Below are 18,032 nucleotides of genomic sequence, written 5' to 3'. Positions count from 1 at the left end.
GGGGCGGTGGCCAAGCTGGTCAAGGCAGCGGGCTCATAACCCGACGATCGTGGGTTCAAGTCCCACCCGCCCTACGAGTCGAGAACCGCCGCTGCCCGAAGGGTTGCGGCGGTTCTCCATGCGTCTGGCTGTGATCAGCGTCGTGCGTCGCCCGGATCGGGATCGGGGCCGTACGGCTCCGGCTCGCCGGTGTACTCGTTCACGACGCGCTCGGTGAACTCGTGGGCCATCCGGCTCGTCTGCTGCTGCTTGCGCGCGACGTCCTCGCCGGTCTCCGTCGTCGCCCAGAGGTCGGTGATCCTCTCCTCCAGGTCGTGCACCTGCTCGCGCATCACCCGGTCCGAACGGATCCGCGCCTCCTCGGCCGCATCACGCACCACCTTCACGGCGCTGTCGATGATCCGCCGCTCGAGGAGCAGCACAACGCCGACCAGCAGCAGGGTCGTGCCGACACCGCCGAGCACACCGGCGAGGTATCCCGATCGGTCCTCGGGCGGGGCGACGAGCATGCCGAGGAGGATCCCCGCGGATCCGAGGAGGATGCACGCCGCGAACCAGCCCCACCGGATGCGCGTCGCTGTGTCGGTCGGCGAGTCCGTCATGGAGCCAGCGTAGAGGGCTGCCGGTGAGGTGGTGCCGCGCGCCACGGCCCACTCGGGTACGCCCCGGGCGGATTCGTTCACCCTCCTTACTTTCGGAGGGGGACCCAGTGCCGCGCGAGTCGGTTTGCCTGTAGCGTCATCGACATCACCTGTCCCCTGGCCCCTCGTGGAGGCGAACAATGAAGTTCTTACAGAGGCTCGGCCGATCGATCATGCTCCCGGTGGCTGTGCTGCCGGTTGCCGCGATCTTGTCGGGCCTGAGCTACTGGATCAGCAACGGCGGGAAGAGTCCCAACCTCGTCTCGGCGTTCCTCGGCGCTGCGGGCGGGTCGCTGCTCGACAACATGGCACTGCTGTTCGCCGTCGGCATCGCACTCGGAATGGCGCAGAAATCCGACGGCACCTCGGCGCTGGCCGGGCTTGTGTCATGGCTCGTCGTCACCACGCTGCTCAAGCCGGAGACGGTCGCCCTCTACACCGGCATCGCCGACGTCAACGAGGTCGATCCCGCCTTCCTGAAGGTGCAGAACGTGTTCGTCGGCATCATCTGCGGACTCATCGGCGCGTACTGCTACAACAAGTTCAAAGACACCAAACTCCCCGACGCCCTGTCGTTCTTCTCGGGCAAGCGTTCGGTGGCGATCGTCACGGCTGGCTTCTCCCTCGTGGTCGCCATCGCGCTGTTCTTCGTGTGGCCCTGGGTCTACGGCGGCCTCGTCACGTTCGGCGAGTGGATCGTCACCCTCGGACCGTTCGGCACGGGCATCTACGGCTTCCTCAATCGCCTGCTGATCCCTGTCGGTCTGCATCACGCCCTGAACTCCGTGTTCTGGTTCGATGTGGCTGGGATCAACGATCTGAACAACTTCCTCTCCGGTGAGGGCACGTACGGCGTGACCGGTCAGTACATGACGGGCTTCTTCCCGATCATGATGTTCGGTCTGCCCGGTGCGGCCCTCGCGATGTACCTGACGGCCAAGACCACACGCAAGAAGCTCGCCTACGGCATCCTGCTCGGCGGCGCGATCTCGTCGTTCTTCGTCGGTGTGACCGAGCCCCTCGAGTTCGCCTTCATGTTCCTGGCGCCGGTGCTGTACCTGGTGCACGCGGTCTTCACCGGCATCTCGATGGCCATCAGCCAGATTCTGCCGGTGCGCATGGGCTTCGGCTTCTCAGGCGGCTTCATCGACCTCGTCCTCAACTGGATGAACCCGATGGCGCAGAACCCGTGGCTCATCCCCGTCATGGGTGTGTTCTGGTTCTTCATCTACTTCGTGGTGTTCTACTTCTTCATCAAGCGGTTCAACCTGAAGACGCCGGGCCGTGAAGACGACGACATCCTCGGCGAGGGCACGGAGTACGACACGCACGCGGCCGATGACAAGTACCTGGTCACCGGCGGCCGCTTCATCGATGCGCTCGGAGGAAAGGACAACATCCTCGAACTCGAGAACTGCGCCACGCGCTTGCGGATGGAGATCGACGACCCCAGCAAGGTCGACGAAACCGCACTCAAGCGCGCGGGGGCTGCAGGCACCATGAAGCCGGGCGGCAAGTCGGTGCAGGTGGTCTACGGAACCAACGTCCAGTTCGTGAAGGACGCGATGGAGCAGATCATTGCGGGCGAGGTCGCCGTGCCGGCAGGCGCAGCGCCCGAGCCTTCGATCGCTCCCGCCGCGGGCGCCACCGCGGTGCTCACCGACACCCCGGCGACCACGACAGTGACGCTGCGCCAGCCACTCGAGGGACGGGTGGTTCCGCTGTCCGCGGTGCCCGATCCGACGTTCGCGCAGGGCATCATGGGCCCGGGCCTGGCCATCGAGCCGACCGGCGACACGGTGGTCGCTCCCGCCGACGGCACCATCGGGGCGACGTTCGACAGCAGTCACGCCGTGGCGCTCGTTCTGAGTGACGGCACCGAGCTGCTGATCCACGTCGGCATCGACACGGTCGGCATGAAGGGCGATGGCTTCCAGACCCTCGTCGAGAAGGGGCAGAAGGTCACGGCCGGCACGCCCCTGCTCCGCTTCGACCTGGCGAAGATCCAGGCAGCGGGCCACCCCTCGATCACCCCGGTGATCGTGCTGAACAACGAGAACGCCGCCGTCACCTTCGAGTGACGCCCGCGCGCGACCCACGATGAAGGGGACGGATGCCTCGAGCCGAGGCATCCGTCCCCTTCTCACATCGCGCTGCCGATGTACGAGTACTTGACGAAGACCTCGGCCGCGAGGCCCGCCTCTTCGAGGACACCCTGCACGGCGCTCAGCATGTAGCTGGAGTCCCACCCCATGTAGAGCGAGTGCTCATCGTCGAGGCGATCCCATTGGCCGTTCCACGACTGCGCGGTGTAGACGGGCCCGCCGCGTCGCGCGCTGTACGCGACCACGGCGTCGCGTGAGTCGGCCCACAGCCGCTTGAAGACGCGGTTGAAGAGGTACTTGACGTCGGGCACCTCCCAGTGCTCGCCGCAGTACTCCACGTACGACCACTCGCGGTGCCATCCCGGAGGCCACCCTCGCCGGCGGACGGCGTCGAGGATCGGGGTGAGCCCGTCGTCGTCGATCGCAGGACCGCCGGGCCGCTTCCACACCTCGACGAAGCGCCGCGTCAGCTGCATCGATCGCTGCGCGATCGCCGCCGTCCCCCACCCGGGGAGCTCCGCCAGCGCCGACGTCGTCTCGATGGTGCTGCGGGCGTACAGCGCCTGCTTCTGGGGGAACGAGCGGTCCCAGGCGCGCAGCGCGAGATCCTCCTCGAGGACCGTGAGGTTGCCGATCGTGTTCGCGAGGGCGCGGTGGCTGTTCTGCTCGTCGTCGCTGTACGACGCCCACTCCCGCACACCGTCGCCCGACCAGCCATCACCGGGCGCGAGCGGGAAGATGTGCTCGACGTCGAGCCCGCCGGCACCATCGACCCCGGCGAGGCGACCCAGCACGTACCGGGCGTGGGGGAGCTCGGAGTACTTCAGCGCCACCGCGACGCGCTCGTCCGACGGAGTGATTCGCGAGATCGCCGAGACCAGCGCCCCGCGGCCCTGTTCACGCGCCCGGCAGAGGCGCGCCACCAGGCGGTCCACTCCGGTGCCGACGACCGAGCGGCGCACGAGGAGCGACTGCACCATCTCGAGCGTCTCGATCAGCTCGCCGCGCGCGATCGAACCCAGTTCGAGATCTCGGTACGCCCGCATGACGAGCGGGTACATGCCGGTGCCGAAGGTGCTGAGGTGGGACAGATGGCGAGTGATCTCGGCATCCGGCGCCTCGCTCGGGTGCAGCAGCACCCGGTACACGCGGGACAGGTCTCGCCATTCGGCGGCGTGGCGCACCAGATCGGCGAACTCGAGGCGGGGGAACTCGTGGCGGAAGGCCTCGTACACGCCCCGCCCGCCGACGACGGTCACCTCACGCCCCGTTCTCATGACCAGGTACTGCCGCCAGAATTCGGCGATCGAGTCGCCGGTGTTCTGTTCGATCGGCTGCCAGTACTCTGCTTCGATCTCACGCTGCTCTGCATGGGTGAGGCCCATGAGCACGTAGTTGTGGATCAGCTCGTGGTCGCGCAGCGGCTCGCCGGTCGAGTTGAGGCTCTCGAAGATCTGCTGCGCGTTCGCACCGATGCCGAGCGTGATCGCCACGTGCTCGAGCTTCTGCAGACCGCGCCAGATGTGGGGTGCCTCGTCGAGGCTGATCTGGCTGCGGAAGAACGCGTAGTTGTCGTCGAACCGCGAGTCGCGCTGCTCGCCGTGGGGGAGTGGGAGGTCGAGCACGACCCGCTCGAAGACCGACGCCCATGCGCGATGCGGGCGCAGCTTCGTCTGCGTCGCGTCGTGGGAGTGCACGAGAACGCGCTGCAGCTGATCGGCGAGTTCCGGATCCGCCTCGCGGACGGTGTGGTGCAGCGCCGCGACGAGCAGCATGAGGGTCGTCGTCCGCTGCTGGCCGTCGATCAGCACGAGCTCGGCATCCTCGCCCTGGCCGCTGGCCGACGAGAGGATCGAGCCGATGAAGTGCATGTGGCGATCGTCGAGGTCGGCCACCGCGCGGATGTCTGAGAGCAGCTGCTCGCATCCGCCGATGTCCCACCGGTACTGGCGCTGGTAGACAGGGACGACGATCGTCCAATCCGCGGCCGAGAGCCATCCGATGGTGTTGACAGCAGTGGCGTCGACATTCGTGGCAGTGACCATGGCCCATCCAGTCTAAAGGGGGCTCACCCCGCCGAACCGGCTGCCCGGGCGCCCCGCGGTTATTCACGGCGCGGTCCTCCGGAGCCTTCAGGGGCCCGAGGTAGGCTTGCCTAAGTTGAGCCTGTTAAAACGTGCTGGCTCACTGACCGAAAGGCATGATTCGTCATGGGTTACATCAAGTCTGCCGCTCTCGATGAGACCGGCTTCGTGGTCCTCGACCCCTACGACAGGGAGCTCGACCCGAAGGAGTGGCTGTCCATCGAGTACGTCGACTGGAAGTCGTCGGGTGACACCCGCTTCGCGCCGCTGGCCTCGGCCAAGGGCGAGATCGAGTGCAACGGGTTCTGGAACCACACGCCCCCGCGCACCGACAAGGACGGCGTCTGGATCCCCTCGCAGGTCGAGAAGGCACCGGACATGACGCGTCGCGCGCAGGAACCGGGCGCGAACGTCGGCCGCTGCCGCGTCATCGAGCTGCAGCCCAACACGTACGCCGACGCGCTGTACAACCTGCACCAGGACGACAACAACCGGCTCAACCCCGACGGCACCGGCTGGGTCGTCCGCGGCTTCTTCAACCTCACCGACGACAAGAACAGCTACTTCGTGCTGCGCGAGAACCGTACCGACCCGAGCATCGAGTACCGCGTCGCCCTTCCGGCCGGCGCCCAGCTGATCGTCGACACGCAGCGCCTGTGGCACGCGGTCCACCACACCGGCGACGAGGCTCGCTACTGCCTCATCACGTCGTGGGAGTCCGGCCCCGAGCTCGACGCCTACATCGAGAAGTACCACGGCAAGCCGACCACCGACTACGTCGAGGTCGCGCAGGACGTGCTCGACGCCGGCCAGGCCGAGCAGGCTCGCCGCGACGCCGCCCGCGCCGCGTACTACGCCGCCAAGGGCAAGGCCGAGGTCCAGGCGATGAGCGAGGCCTGAGCCTCCTCGTCCCGATCGCAGAGGGCGGGGAAATCACAGTCTTGTGATTTCCCCGCCCTCTCCGCGATAATGGGCGGCAGCACAACCGAACAGCACGTCATGACACCGTCACAGGTCGTAGGGGAAGACGCACCTGACGAACGGAGAGATCATGGCGACACAAAAAGCGCGTGGGGTGATCTTCATCCACTCCGCGCCACGGGCGTTGTGCCCGCACCTCGAGTGGGCGGTCGGTCGAGCACTGGGCAGAGCGGTCAGCTTCGACTGGGTCGACCAGCCCGTCCTCACCGGCAGCCGCCGCGCCGAGTTCTATTGGGAGGGCGCCGCCGGCACCGGGTCGGCTCTGGCGACGGCCATCCGCGGCTGGGAGCATCTGCGCTTCGAAGTCACGGAGGATCCCACACCACGCAGTGACGGCGGCCGCTGGCTGCACACGCCGGGTCTCGGCATCCACTATGCGCAGACCGACACCGCCGGCAACGTCGTCATCGGCGAGGACCGCGTCCGTTACGCGATGGAGATCGCCGGCGGCGACGCGTTCGAGCTGCGGCGGGAACTGGACGTCGCGCTCGGCGCCGCATGGGACGAGGAGCTCGAGCCGTTCCGGCACGCGAGCGACGACGCGCCCGTCGTCTGGCTGCACAAGGTCGGCTGAGACTCTCTCAGACGCAGGCGGTGCGAGGCGCCACTACCGAGGCTCGGAGGCCGTGAATCCCGGGCAGCGAGACCGCGAACCACCGCCTGACACGACAGACGCCCCCGGTCGGCTTCACCGGGGGCGTCTTCGTGTGAGGGAGGTCGACCCGCTTCGCGGGCCGACGCAGTCGCTCCGGCGACCTCAGATCGAGGCGAACGCGGCGACCGCGTTGTGCCCGCCGAAGCCGAACGAGTTGCTGATCGCGAGGTGCGGCCCGTCTCCGAGCGGCGTAGGGGTGCCGGAGATCCGGAACGGCACCTCGGGGTCCTGCGTCGTCAGGTTGATGGTCGGCGGAGCGACGCGGTCCTGGAGGGCCAGCACCGTGAAGATCGCCTCGAGCGCGCCGGTGCCACCGAGGAGGTGGCCGGTCGACGCCTTGGTGGCCGACACCGGGATCTCGTCGATGCGGTCGCCGAACACCGAGTGCAGCGCGGTGTACTCGTTCGGGTCGCCGACGGGCGTCGAGGTGGCGTGCGCGTTGATGTGCGTGACGTCGTCGGCAGAGGCATCCGCCATCTCGAGCGCCAGGCGCACCGCGCGCGAGGCGCCGAGCCCCTCGGGATCGTTGGCGGTGATGTGGTACGAGTCCGCGGTGACGCCGCCGCCGGCCGCGACCGCGTAGATCTTGGCGCCGCGCGCACGCGCGTGCTCCTCGGTCTCCAGGATGAGGACGGCCGCGCCCTCGCCCATGACGAAGCCGTCACGGTCGACGCTGCACGGCCGCGAGGCGGTCGCGGGATCGTCGTTGCGACGGGAGAGCGCCTGCATCGAGGAGAACGCGGCGATCGTCACCGGGTGGATGACGGACTCGGTGCCGCCGGCGATCACGACGTCGGCGTAGCCGGCGCGGATGTGCTCGATCGCGTTGACGATCGACTCGGTGCTCGACGCACAGGCACTGGCGACGGTGCGCGCGTAGGCGCGGGCGTTGAAGTGGAGCGAGAGGTTTCCGGCTGCCGCGTTCGGCATGAGCATCGGGACCGTCATCGGCAGAACGCGGCGCGGTCCCTTCTCGCGCAGAGTGTCCCAGCCGTCGAGAAGCGTGTGCAGCCCGCCGATGCCCGTGGCGAAGTCGACGCCCAGTCGCTCCGGTTCGATCTCCGGGCTGCCGGCATCCGCCCACGCCTCCATGGCCGCGACGAGCGCGAACTGGGACGAGGGGTCGAGGCGCTTCGCGATGGGGCGCTCGAGCACGGTGTCGGGACGCACCTTCGCCTCCGCGGCGAAGGTCACCGGCAGCTGGTACTTCTCGACCCAGTCGTACTCGAGGGTGCGGGCGCCGGAGACGCCCTCCAGGAGCGCGGACCAGCTCTCGGGTGCCGTGCCGCCGAGCGGCGACGATGCGCCGATGCCGGTGACGACGATGCGGGAGTTGCTCATGTCGTTCTAGATCCTCATGGATGCGCCGGTGGGGGCCGCAGCCCCCACCGGGGGGTTTACGCCTGGTTCGACGTGATGAAGGTGACGGCGTCGCCGACGGTCTTGAGGTTCTTGACCTCGTCGTCGGGGATGGTGACGCCGAACTTCTCCTCGGCGTTGACGACGATCGTCATCATCGAGATCGAGTCGATGTCGAGGTCGTCCGTGAACGACTTCTCGAGGGCGACCTCGTCGGCCGAGATGCCGGTCTCGTCGGTGATGAGCTCCGCGAGTCCGGCGAGGACCTCGTCGTTGGTGAATGCCATGGGGTTCTCCTGTTTTCTAGGGGTTGCGGGGGCCCGAACGGGCCGTCTCAGTCTAGGGTCGCGCTCCGCCGGGTCAGGGAAGGACGACGACCTGTGCACCGAACACGAGTCCGGCACCGAAGCCGATCTGCAGCGCCAGCCCGCCGCTGAGCTCGGGATGCTCCTCCAGCAGACGGTGCGTCGCGAGCGGGATGGACGCGGCGGAGGTGTTGCCGGTCGTCTCGATGTCGCGGCCGATCACAACCGTGTCGGGGAGCTTGAGCTGCTTGGCGAACTCGTCGATGATGCGCATGTTCGCCTGGTGCGGCACGAAGGCCGCGAGGTCCGAGGCCTCGATTCCGGCCGCCTCGAGCGCCTGGCGGGCGACCTTGACCATCTCCCACACCGCCCAGCGGAAGACCGTTGGTCCTTCCTGGCGGAGGGTCGGCCACGGTGCGACGCCGTCGCGGAATTCGGTGAGCGTGTGGTTCATGCCCACGGCGTCGGCCTTGGAGCCGTCGGAGCCCCAGACGGTCGGACCGATGCCGGGCGTGTCGCTCGGACCGATCACGACGGCGCCGGCGCCATCGCCGAGCAGGAACGAGATGCTGCGATCAGTCGGATCAACGACGTCGCTGAGCTTCTCGGCGCCGACGACGACGGCGTAGTGGGCGAGACCCCCGCGGATGAGGGCGTCAGCCTGCGCGACTCCGTACGAGAAGCCGGCGCACGCGGCGTTGACGTCGTAGGCCGCTGCAGGGTTCGACCCGACGCGGTCGGCGACGATGGCTGCCACGGACGGCGTCTGCTTCGGGTTGGTGACGGTGGCGACGATGACGGCATCGATCAGCTTCGGGTCCACACCGGACTTGGCGATCGCCTCGGTCGCTGCATCCGTCGCGAGATCGATGGCCGAGGTCTCGGGAACGGCGCGCATGCGCGTGATGATGCCGGTGCGCTGGCGGATCCACTCGTCGCTCGAGTCGATCGGACCGATCAGGTCGTCGTTCGGCACGGCGATCTCGCCACGGGCGGCGCCGTACGCGTAGATGCGCGTGTGGGCGGCACCGGTGGGCTGAACGAGGATGCGGGTCATGCGGATACTCCGGTCATGCGTCGACGGCCACCAGGGCGATGGCGGCCTCCAGGTCATCGGGCGTCTTCACGGCGACGGCCGGCACTCCGCGCAGCGCGCGCTTGGCCAGCCCGACGAGCGTCCCCGCCGGAGACAGCTCCACGAGGCCCGACACGCCGGCGTCGGCGAAAGACGCCATGCAGAGGTCCCAGCGCACCGGAGAGGCGACCTGGTCGACCAGCAGGTCCACGAACTCGCGGCCGGACGTCACGGCCGAGCCGTTGCGGTTGGTCCACAGCAGGACGTCGGGGTCGGATGCCGCCACCTCGGCCGCCGCGGCGCGCAGCGTCTCGACGGCCGGCGCCATGTAGCGGGTGTGGAAGGCTCCGGCGACCTGCAGCGGGATGACGCGGGTGCCGGCGACCGGCTCCGCCGCCAGCGCCTGGAGCGCATCGAGAGCACCCGCGACGACGAGCTGGCCGCCGCCGTTGTAGTTGGCCGGCGCGAGGTCGAGCTCGTCGAGGCGCGCCAGGATGGACGCCTCGTCGCCGCCGATCACCGCGCTCATGCCCGTCTCGGCGGCAGCCGCGGCTTCGGCCATCGCGCGACCGCGGATGCCGACGAGCGTCAATGCTGCCTGCTCGCTGAGGACGCCGGCTGCGGCCGCCGCGGCGAACTCGCCGACGGAGTGACCGGCGACACCGGCGATGCGCTCACGGTCCGGCAGCGCGTTCCACGACATCAGGCTCGCAGCGACGATCAGCGGCTGCGCCACCTGCGTGTCGCGGATGCGGTCGGCATCCCACTCGGTACCGGCGGCGACGAGGTCCACGCCGGACCACTCCGAGTACTGCGCGAGCCGATCGGCTGCGCCGTCCGCGTCGAGCCAGGGTGCCAGGAAGCCGGGGGACTGGGAGCCCTGTCCGGGGAAGACCGCGATTCTCACCGTTCCATCCTGTCAAGGATCGTGGAGGGGGTTCTGGCGACACCGTCACAAGAATCGCGGTTGCCTTTGTGCGTGGTCCACACGTCGGGTCGTCCTCGGCGTCAGCCGGCGCCGCGTCGCGCCGCCGGCGGGCGGCGGCGGGCGGCATCCGTTCCGATGGAGCCGAGGATCAGCGCGGTCTGCAGGATCAGGGCCTCACGGGGGCCCGTCGCATCCCAGCCGATGACCTCCGACACGCGCTTGAGGCGATAGCGGACCGTGTTCGGGTGCACGAAGAGCTCGCGGGCGGTCGCCTCGAGCGAGCGGCCGTTGTCGAGGTACGCCCAGAGAGTCGCGACCAGGTCGGCGCTGTGCGCCTGGAGCGGTCGGTAGATGCGATCGACAAGGGTGAGCTTGGCGAGGGGGTCGCCGGCGAGGGCGCGCTCGGGCAGCAGGTCGTCCGCTTCGACGGGGCGGGGCGCGTGACGCCACGCCCGCGCGACGGCGAAGCCTGCCAGCGCCGCCCGCGCGCTCTGGCTCGCGTCCACGAGCGCCGGCACCGTCGGACCGAGCACGAGGTAGCCGGCTCCGAACCCCGGCTCCAGGCGTCGGGCGATCTCGGCGAACGGCAGGTCTGTCACGGCGTCCTCGGCCATGGCGGCCGGCTCGGCGCGCCCCACGACGAGCACCAGGCGAGAGCCCTGCACACCGATCAGCACGTCCACGCCGAGCTTGCGCGCCGTCCGGCGCAGCTGGTCGACGTCGAACTGCGGGGGAGTCGTGCCGACGAGCACCGCGACCTCGCCGTGGCCGTGCCAGCCCAGTGCCGCGATGCGGCTCGGCAGCTCCTCGTCGGCCTCCCCGGTCAGGATCGAGTCAACGACGAGGGCCTCGAGCCGGGCATCCCACAGTCCACGGGCCTCCGCCGCGCGGGCGTACACGTCCGCCGCGGCGAAGGCGACCTCTCGGGAGTACAGGAGGATCGCCTCCCGCAGATGCTCGCCCTTGCCGGCTACCCGCTCCTCGGTCACCTCGACCGTCACGCGGATCAGCTGCAGCGTCTGCGTCAGGCTCACGCTCCGCAGGAGCTCCCGGGGAGCGGCCGCGAAGATGTCGGCCGCGATCCAGGGCGTGGAGGCGGGATCGTCGTACCACTGGATGAACGACGTGATGCCCGCCTGTGCCACCAGCCCGACGGCGGAGCGTCGGGCCGGCGGCATCTCGGCATACCAGGGCAGCGTGTCGTCGAGGCGCTTGATCGTGACGGTGGCGAGGTCACCCGAGATGCGTCGCAGCCAGGCGAGCGTCTCGACCTTGTCCATCACCTCGGCGGGTTTGCCCATCGTCGTCAGGTCAGCTCTCGCCGCCCGCGTTCCCACTCGTTCCCGCGGTCACGTCGTGCAGGCGGTACTTCTCGATCGCCTGCGCGGCGAGGGCGCGGTCGACCGCACCCTCTTCGGCAAGCGCCTGCAGCGTGCGGACGACGACCGACGGTCCGTCGATCTTGAAGAAGCGACGGGCGGCGGCGCGCGTGTCCGAGAACCCGAAGCCGTCGGCTCCGAGGGTCGCGAACCGGTTCGGCACCCACGGGCGGATCTGGTCCTGGACGGCGTGCATGAAGTCGCTCACCGCGACGACGGGGCCTGCGGCATCCCGCAGCTTGTCGGTGAGGTACGCGGTGTGCGGCTCCTCCTCGGGGTGCAGGAAGTTGTGCTCGTCGGCGGCAAGGCCGTCGCGGCGCAGCTCGCTCCACGAGGTGACCGACCACACGTCGGCCTGCACGCCCCAGTCGTCGCGCAGCAGCTGCTGCGCCTCGAGCGCCCACGGCACGCCGACGCCCGACGCCAGGAGCTGGGCCTTCGGGCCCTCGCCCTCCGCGGTCGAGACGCGGTGGATGCCGCGCACGATGCCGTCGACATCCACGCCCTCCGGCTCCGCCGGCTGCACCAGCGGCTCGTTGTACACCGTGAGGTAGTACATGACGTTGGGGTCGGGGTGGTTGCCGCCGTACATGCGCTCGATGCCCGAGCGGACGATGTGCGCGATCTCGTAGCCGTAGGCGGGGTCGTACGACAGGGTGGCCGGGTTGGTCGACGCCAGCAGGAGCGAGTGGCCGTCGGCGTGCTGCAGGCCCTCACCGGTCAGCGTCGTGCGTCCTGCCGTCGCGCCGATGATGAACCCGCGCGCCATCTGGTCGCCCGCGGCCCACTGCGCGTCGCCGGTGCGCTGGAACCCGAACATCGAGTAGAAGACGTACACCGGGATCAGCGGCTCGCCGTGCGTGGCGTAGGACGTGCCCGCGGCGGTGAACGCGGCCACCGCGCCGGCCTCGTTGATGCCGACGTGGATGATCTGACCCTGCGGGCTCTCCTTGTACGCGAGCAGCAGCTCGCGGTCCACGGAGGTGTAGTTCTGGCCGTGCGGGTTGTAGATCTTCGCCGTCGGGAAGTACGCGTCCATGCCGAACGTGCGCGCCTCGTCGGGGATGATCGGCACGATGCGGTGCCCGAAGTCCTTCGCCCGCAGCAGGTCCTTCAGGAGCCGGACGAACGCCATCGTGGTGGCGATCTCCTGCGTTCCCGAACCCTTCTTCGGCAGCGCGTACGCCTCGTCGCCCGGCAGCTGCAGGCCGACGTGATGCGAGCGGCGCTCCGGCAGGAACCCGCCCAGCGCCCGGCGACGCTCGAGCATGTACTGGATCGTCTCGTCGTTGCCGCCGGGGTTGTAGTACGGCGGCAGGTACGGGTTCTCTTCCAGCTGCGCGTCCGAGACCGGGATCCGCATGGAGTCGCGGAAGTACTTGAGGTCCTGCAGCGTCATCTTCTTCATCTGGTGGGTCGCGTTGCGGCCCTCGAAGTGATGTCCGAGCCCGTAGCCCTTGATCGTCTTCGCGAGGATGACGGTCGGCTGACCCTTGTGCTCGGTCGCCGCCTTGTAGGCGCCGTAGACCTTGCGGTAGTCCAGACCGCCACGGCGGAGCTTGCCCCAGATGTCGTCATCCGACCAGTCCTTCACCAGAGCAGCGGTGCGCTCGTCGCGGCCGAAGAAGTGCTCGCGGATGAAGGCGCCGTCCTCGGCGCGGTACGTCTGGAAGTCGCCGTCGGGCGTCGTGTTCATGAGGTGCACGAGCGCGCCGTCGGTGTCCTTCGCGAGCAGCTCGTCCCATCCGCTGCCCCAGACGACCTTGATGACGTTCCAGCCGGCGCCGCGGAAGAAGCTCTCGAGCTCCTGGATGATCTTGCCGTTGCCGCGGACGGGTCCGTCGAGGCGCTGCAGGTTGCAGTTGACGACGAAGGTCAGATTGTCCAGGCCCTCGTTCGCAGCCACCTGGAGCTGACCGCGGCTCTCGACCTCGTCCATCTCGCCGTCGCCGAGGAAGGCCCACACCCGCGAGTTCGAGAGATCCTTGATCCCGCGGTTGGTGAGGTATTTGTTCGACATCGCCTGGTAGATGGCGTTGATCGGGCCGAGACCCATCGAGACCGTCGGGAACTGCCAGTACTCCGGCATGAGACGGGGGTGCGGGTACGACGGCAGCGCGTTCGGCGCCTTCGACTTCTCCTGGCGGAAGCCGTCGAGCTGCTCCGAGGTGAGACGCCCCTCGAGGAACGAGCGGGCGTAGATGCCGGGGGAGGCGTGGCCCTGGATGAAGATCTGGTCGCCGCCGGTCGGGTCGTCGAGGCCGCGGAAGAAGTGGTTGAAACCCACCTCGTACAGCGAGGCCGACGACGCGTACGTCGAGATGTGGCCGCCGACGCCGATGCCGGGCCGCTGTGCGCGATGGACAGTGACGGCGGCGTTCCAGCGGATCCACCGGCGGTAGCGGCGCTCGAGCTCTTCGTCGCCGGGGAATTCGGGCTCGTTCTCGGGGGCGATCGTGTTGATGTAGTCCGTGGTGGGAACCTGCGGGACGTTCAGCTGCAGTTCGTGCGAGGTCTGCAGCAGGCTCAGCATGATTTCGCGGCCACGCCCGTGGCCCTTCGCCTGCACGAGCTGCTGGAGGGACTCCTGCCACTCGGAGGTCTCATCGGGATCGCTGTCGAGGGGTTCCTGCGAGTACGGATCCTGATCGTTGACAGTCACAGAAGACCTTTCGTCGTCTGGCAGATCATGCCAGGGAATCGCTACCGGAGCGCCGCGGGCTTTGTCAGCCCTCCACAACGCACCATCTGCCAGCCTACCGAGTTCGGGACGAACCGGACGCACCTCGTAGACTGACCGCGAGGGCCTTTAGCTCAGCTGGTAGAGCGCCACGTTTACACCGTGGATGTCGTCGGTTCGATCCCGGCAGGGCCCACCGTGCTCCTCATTCCCGATCCGGCCGCGGATCGTCGTCGCTGTCGTCGCGCTGGTGCGAGACGACATGCGGCAGCGCGAAGTCCTCGTAGCCGGGCTGGCCGATCTTCGAGTGCCGGTGCGAGTAGGCGAAGTAGATCACGAACCCGATGACGAGCCACACCACGAATCGCAGCCAGGTCTCGACGGTGAGGTTGAGCATCAGGTACACGCAGATCGCCGCCGACAATGCGGGCAGCCACGGGTTGAGCGGCACGCGGAACGCCCGAGGCAGGTCGGGGCGCTTGCGGCGCAGCACGATGACGCCGACCGAGACCAGCACGAAAGCGGAGAGCGTGCCGATGTTCACCATCTCCTCGAGGAGTCCGACGGGCGTGAACCCGGCGACGACCGCGACGACGATCGTGACGATGAGCGAGATGAGCCAGGGCGTGCGGTACCGCGGGTGCACCTTCGCGAGGCCCATCGGCAGCAGCGCATCGCGCGACATCGCGAAGATGATGCGGGTCGCGCCGATCAGCAGCGTCAGGACGACCGTCGTGAGGCCGGCGACGGCGCCCGCCGAGATCAGCGTGGCCATCCAGGTCTGACCGTGGAACGCGAAGGCGTTGGCGAGGGCGGCAGCGGGGTCGAGGTCCTGATAGGGCACCATGCCCGTCACGACCAGCGCGACCGCGCAGTAGAGCAGCGTGCAGATCACCAGCGACGCGATGATGCCGATCGGCAGGTCGCGCTGCGGGTTGCGCGTCTCCTCGGCGGTCGTGGCGACGACGTCGAAGCCGATGTAGGCGAAGAACACGAGGGCGGCGCCGGCGAAGATGCCGCCGACGCCGAAGGCGGTCGGCTCGATCCCCGAGAAGAACTGCAGCAGCGGCTGGCTGAGGCCGGTCGGCGCGTCCGTCGGTGCCGCGGCGGGCACGAACGGCGACCAGTTGGCGGGATTGATGAAGAGGAGGCCGGCCACGATCACGAACAGCACGATGAAGAGCTTCACCGCGACGAGGACCATGTTCACCCGGAGCGATTCCTTGATGCCGAAGGTCATGAGCCCGCCGAGCACGAGCACCAGCAGGATCGCCATGAGGTCGACGACGCCGCCGTAGCCGATCTCTGCCGGGATCGGCATCCCGAGCTGCTCGAGGAGCGTGCCGAGGTACGCGCTCCATCCCTGCGCCACCACGCTCGCGCCCAGGAACATCTCGAGGATGAGGTCCCACCCGATGATCCAGGCGAACAGCTCGCCGAGCGACGAGTACGAGAACGTGTACGCCGAGCCCGATACGGGCACGGTCGACGCGAACTCCGCGTAGCAGAGGGCGGCGAGCGTGCAGGCGATGGCGGCGACCGCGAAGCTGATGACGATCGCGGGGCCAGCGACCTCATGCGCGGCGCGACCGGTGAGCGTGAAGATCCCCGCCCCGATCACGACGCCGATGCCGAAGACCGTGAGGTCGAGAGCTGTCAGCGACTTCTTGAGGCGGAACTCCGGTTCATCGGTGTCGGCGATGGACCGCTCGACGGACTTGGTGCGGAGAACGCCCATGGTGCGCGCCTTTCGTCATCGGAAGGACCGGTCGTCGAATGCTAGCCGCCGCCGATCGCGGCGTCGATGCCCACGGTAGGTTGGACACGTGAAAGCCAGCCCCGCAGACCAGCGCCGCCTCGTCGAGGTCGCCCAGCTCGACGCCCGGATCCGCCAGGCCGAGAACGCCCGCAAGAACCCCCCGCAGGCCGGTCGCGTCCAGGAGCTGCTCGGGCGCCGTCAGCAGCTCTCGCAGGAGCTCACGACGCGTCTCGGCGCCCGCGACGATCTGCGCACGGAGCTGTCGCGCATCGAGTCCGACGTCGCCGTCGTCGACGCCCGCGCCGCGCGTGACGCGCAGCGGCTCGCAGCATCCACCAACTCCAAGGAGGCGCAGGGCTTCGAGAGCGAGCTCGCCGCCCTCGCGCGACGCAAGAGCGACCTGGAGGACGCCGAGCTCGCGGTCATGGAGCGGCTCGAGCTGACGGACGCGGCCGTCGCCGAGCAGGAGGCGCTGATCGCGGCGACCAACGCGGAGGGAGCCGAGCTCAGCGCCGAGGGCAAGCGCGCGGTCGCCGAGGCGACGGCGGCGTTCGATGCCGCCACCCGCGACCGCGCAGCGATCGCCGGTGCCCTTCCCGCCGACCTCATCGCGCTGTACGACCGTGTCGCCGTCCGCAGCTCCGGGGCGGCGTTCCTGCGCCGTCGCACGTGCGAAGGCTGCAACATGGTGCTCGCCGGCACCGACCTGCAGGTGCTGCGGCAGGCCGCGGACGACGAGGTCGTCACGTGCCCGGAGTGCGGCTGCCTGCTGGTGCGCGACGACGAATCCGGGCTGTGAGCACAGCCGGACCGTGCCGGCGTGGACGCAGCTGAGGCTCCGGCCTGGATCGTCCTCGGACGGACCGCACGCCTGGTCCGCGCCATCCTGCTGGATGCGTCCGCGACCGAACTCGGCCGCGAGGAGGTCGACCCGGCACGGCTGACGTCGTGGATCGCGGACGCCGAGGCGCGCTGGGCGCCACGCTGGGTCTGGCATGACACCCCGCAGTGGTACGGCGCCCTCCTCACCGACGGCATCCGCGTCGCCCGCTGCCACGACCTGCGGCTCTGCCACGCGATCCTCCGCGACTCGGCCCTGGTCGCCGACTCCGCTGCGGTGCGGCGTGCGGTGGAATGGGATGCCGCACCCTACGTCGATGCCGAGAACGCGGCGCCTGCGCTGTTCGAGCTCGATCAGGCGCAGCGCCCCGCGGGCCCGCCCGCGGATGCCGACGCCGCCCTGACCGAGTTCGTCCGGCAGCGTGCCGCCATCGCGGACAGTTCCGAGGCGGGCAGGCTGCGGCTGCTCATCGCGGCGGAGTCCGCCGGCGCACTGGTCGCTTCTGAGATGAGGGCCGCGGGACTCCCGTGGGACGCCGAGGCGCACGACCGCATCCTCGTCGAGACGCTGGGCGAACGCCCACCGGGTGGCGGCCAGCCGGCGAAGCTCGCCGATGCCGCCGAGCGGGTGCGCGCGGCGCTGGGGGATCCGACGGCGAGCCTCGACTCGCAGCCGAAGCTGCTGCGGGCGCTGCATCGCGCCGGCGTGCTCGTCGAGTCCACGAGCCGTTGGGAGCTCGCCGAGCAGCGGCATCCCGTCATCGAACCGCTGCTCGAATACAAGAAGCTGTCGCGGCTGCTGTCCGCCAACGGGTGGACGTGGCTCTCCGAATGGGTCGCGGACGGCAGATTCCGCCCCGTCTTCGTCCCCGGCGGCGTCGTCACCGGCCGCTGGGCGTCGTCCGGGGGCGGCGCCCTCCAGCTGCCGCGGCAACTGCGCGAGGCGGTGCGGGCGGACCCGGGCTGGCGGCTCGTCGTCGCCGATGTCGCCCAGCTCGAACCCCGCGTCCTGGCGGCCATATCGAGCGACACCGCCCTCGCGGCGGCGGCGCGCGGGCGCGACCTCTATGCGGGCATCGTCGAGAGCGGTGCCGTCGCCACCCGGCAGGAGGCCAAGATCGCCATCCTGGGCGCGATGTACGGCGCGACGACGGGGGAGTCCGGCCGCCTGGTGCCGCGCCTGCGCCGCGCGTACCCGCGCGCCATGGGTCTCGTGGACGACGCGGCGCGCGTCGGCGAGG

At 69.3% G+C, this 18,032-nt stretch carries 14 protein-coding genes and 2 tRNA genes; 7 read left to right on the top strand and 9 right to left on the bottom strand.

Annotated features, from left to right (window positions below):
- Positions 1-74: transfer RNA gene (locus VIP82_RS19310), tRNA-Ile, on the top strand.
- A gap of 60 nt (positions 75-134) precedes the next feature.
- Here VIP82_RS19310 and VIP82_RS19305 read toward each other — a convergent pair.
- The gene (locus VIP82_RS19305; protein WP_331911602.1) at positions 135-602 is read right to left on the bottom strand and encodes a hypothetical protein; all 468 of its coding nucleotides are present in this window, start codon (positions 600-602) and stop codon (positions 135-137) included.
- A gap of 179 nt (positions 603-781) precedes the next feature.
- On the opposite strand from VIP82_RS19305, the gene nagE reads away from it, so the two are divergent.
- A complete protein-coding gene (nagE, locus tag VIP82_RS19300) occupies positions 782-2,722 on the top strand; it encodes an N-acetylglucosamine-specific PTS transporter subunit IIBC (RefSeq protein WP_331911600.1) in 1,941 nt (646 codons plus the stop codon).
- Positions 2,723-2,784: 62 nt separating this feature from the next.
- Here the strand turns inward: nagE and VIP82_RS19295 are convergent, their stop codons facing one another.
- Positions 2,785-4,791, bottom strand: a complete 2,007-nt coding sequence (locus VIP82_RS19295; protein WP_331911598.1) for a DUF262 domain-containing protein — start codon at positions 4,789-4,791, stop codon at positions 2,785-2,787.
- Between the two features lie 165 nt (positions 4,792-4,956).
- Here VIP82_RS19295 and VIP82_RS19290 point away from each other — a divergent pair, with 165 nt between their 5' ends.
- Both VIP82_RS19290 and VIP82_RS19285 read left to right on the top strand, forming a co-directional pair.
- Positions 4,957-5,730 carry a hypothetical protein gene (locus VIP82_RS19290; RefSeq protein ID WP_331911596.1) on the top strand — a complete coding sequence of 258 codons (774 nt, stop codon included), beginning with the start codon at positions 4,957-4,959 and terminating at the stop codon, positions 5,728-5,730.
- A 151-nt stretch (positions 5,731-5,881) separates the two neighbouring features.
- On the top strand, positions 5,882-6,385 hold the full coding sequence (locus VIP82_RS19285) for a DUF3145 domain-containing protein (protein WP_331911594.1): 504 nt from the start codon (positions 5,882-5,884) through the stop codon (positions 6,383-6,385).
- 183 nt (positions 6,386-6,568) lie between these two features.
- On the opposite strand, the gene VIP82_RS19280 is transcribed toward VIP82_RS19285, so the two are convergent.
- The 6 genes from VIP82_RS19280 to aceE all read right to left on the bottom strand — a co-directional run bounded on the left by VIP82_RS19280 (position 6,569) and on the right by aceE (position 14,174).
- Entirely contained in the window at positions 6,569-7,807 is a 1,239-nt protein-coding gene (locus VIP82_RS19280; RefSeq protein ID WP_331911592.1) for a beta-ketoacyl-[acyl-carrier-protein] synthase family protein, read from the bottom strand.
- Positions 7,808-7,863: 56 nt separating this feature from the next.
- A complete protein-coding gene (locus VIP82_RS19275; RefSeq protein ID WP_013586517.1) occupies positions 7,864-8,112 on the bottom strand; it encodes an acyl carrier protein in 249 nt (82 codons plus the stop codon).
- A gap of 73 nt (positions 8,113-8,185) precedes the next feature.
- Positions 8,186-9,187, bottom strand: coding sequence for a beta-ketoacyl-ACP synthase III (locus VIP82_RS19270; protein WP_331911590.1), 1,002 nt, complete (start codon positions 9,185-9,187; stop codon positions 8,186-8,188).
- Between the two features lie 13 nt (positions 9,188-9,200).
- Positions 9,201-10,112 carry an ACP S-malonyltransferase gene (locus tag VIP82_RS19265; RefSeq protein WP_331911588.1) on the bottom strand — a complete coding sequence of 304 codons (912 nt, stop codon included), beginning with the start codon at positions 10,110-10,112 and terminating at the stop codon, positions 9,201-9,203.
- Between the two features lie 101 nt (positions 10,113-10,213).
- Complete coding sequence (locus tag VIP82_RS19260; protein WP_414684706.1) at positions 10,214-11,434, bottom strand: PucR family transcriptional regulator; 1,221 nt, start codon at positions 11,432-11,434, stop codon at positions 10,214-10,216.
- Positions 11,435-11,444: 10 nt separating this feature from the next.
- Entirely contained in the window at positions 11,445-14,174 is a 2,730-nt protein-coding gene (gene aceE / locus VIP82_RS19255; protein WP_331911586.1) for a pyruvate dehydrogenase (acetyl-transferring), homodimeric type, read from the bottom strand.
- Between the two features lie 141 nt (positions 14,175-14,315).
- Here aceE and VIP82_RS19250 point away from each other — a divergent pair.
- A tRNA-Val gene (locus VIP82_RS19250) sits at positions 14,316-14,388 on the top strand.
- Positions 14,389-14,397: 9 nt separating this feature from the next.
- Here VIP82_RS19250 and VIP82_RS19245 read toward each other — a convergent pair.
- Complete coding sequence (locus VIP82_RS19245; protein ID WP_331911584.1) at positions 14,398-15,930, bottom strand: amino acid permease; 1,533 nt, start codon at positions 15,928-15,930, stop codon at positions 14,398-14,400.
- 88 nt (positions 15,931-16,018) lie between these two features.
- Here VIP82_RS19245 and VIP82_RS19240 point away from each other — a divergent pair, with 88 nt between their 5' ends.
- Both VIP82_RS19240 and VIP82_RS19235 read left to right on the top strand, forming a co-directional pair.
- Complete coding sequence (locus VIP82_RS19240) at positions 16,019-16,750, top strand: zinc ribbon domain-containing protein (protein WP_331911582.1); 732 nt, start codon at positions 16,019-16,021, stop codon at positions 16,748-16,750.
- 21 nt (positions 16,751-16,771) lie between these two features.
- Positions 16,772-18,032: bifunctional 3'-5' exonuclease/DNA polymerase (locus tag VIP82_RS19235; RefSeq protein WP_331911580.1), on the top strand; the 1,261-nt coding region annotated here is incomplete at its 3' end.

It is taken from the genome of Microbacterium sp. (assembly GCF_036566905.1).
Lineage (GTDB): Bacteria > Actinomycetota > Actinomycetes > Actinomycetales > Microbacteriaceae > Microbacterium.
Note: the sequence above shows the minus strand (reverse complement) of the source record. Positions and strands in the feature narration are given on the sequence as shown.

Excerpts from the sequence above, each read along its gene's own strand:
- VIP82_RS19275 (WP_013586517.1), bottom strand. The coding sequence starts at position 8,112 with ATGGCATTCACCAACGACGAGGTCCTCGCCGGACTCGCGGAGCTCATC.
- VIP82_RS19270 (WP_331911590.1), bottom strand. The coding sequence starts at position 9,187 with ATGACCCGCATCCTCGTTCAGCCCACCGGTGCCGCCCACACGCGCATC.
- VIP82_RS19305 (WP_331911602.1), bottom strand. The coding sequence starts at position 602 with ATGACGGACTCGCCGACCGACACAGCGACGCGCATCCGGTGGGGCTGG.
- VIP82_RS19285 (WP_331911594.1), top strand. The coding sequence starts at position 5,882 with ATGGCGACACAAAAAGCGCGTGGGGTGATCTTCATCCACTCCGCGCCA.
- VIP82_RS19260 (WP_414684706.1), bottom strand. The coding sequence starts at position 11,434 with ATGGGCAAACCCGCCGAGGTGATGGACAAGGTCGAGACGCTCGCCTGG.
- VIP82_RS19245 (WP_331911584.1), bottom strand. The coding sequence starts at position 15,930 with ATGGGCGTTCTCCGCACCAAGTCCGTCGAGCGGTCCATCGCCGACACC.
- VIP82_RS19280 (WP_331911592.1), bottom strand. The coding sequence starts at position 7,807 with ATGAGCAACTCCCGCATCGTCGTCACCGGCATCGGCGCATCGTCGCCG.
- VIP82_RS19290 (WP_331911596.1), top strand. The coding sequence starts at position 4,957 with ATGGGTTACATCAAGTCTGCCGCTCTCGATGAGACCGGCTTCGTGGTC.
- nagE (WP_331911600.1), top strand. The coding sequence starts at position 782 with ATGAAGTTCTTACAGAGGCTCGGCCGATCGATCATGCTCCCGGTGGCT.
- VIP82_RS19295 (WP_331911598.1), bottom strand. The coding sequence starts at position 4,791 with ATGGTCACTGCCACGAATGTCGACGCCACTGCTGTCAACACCATCGGA.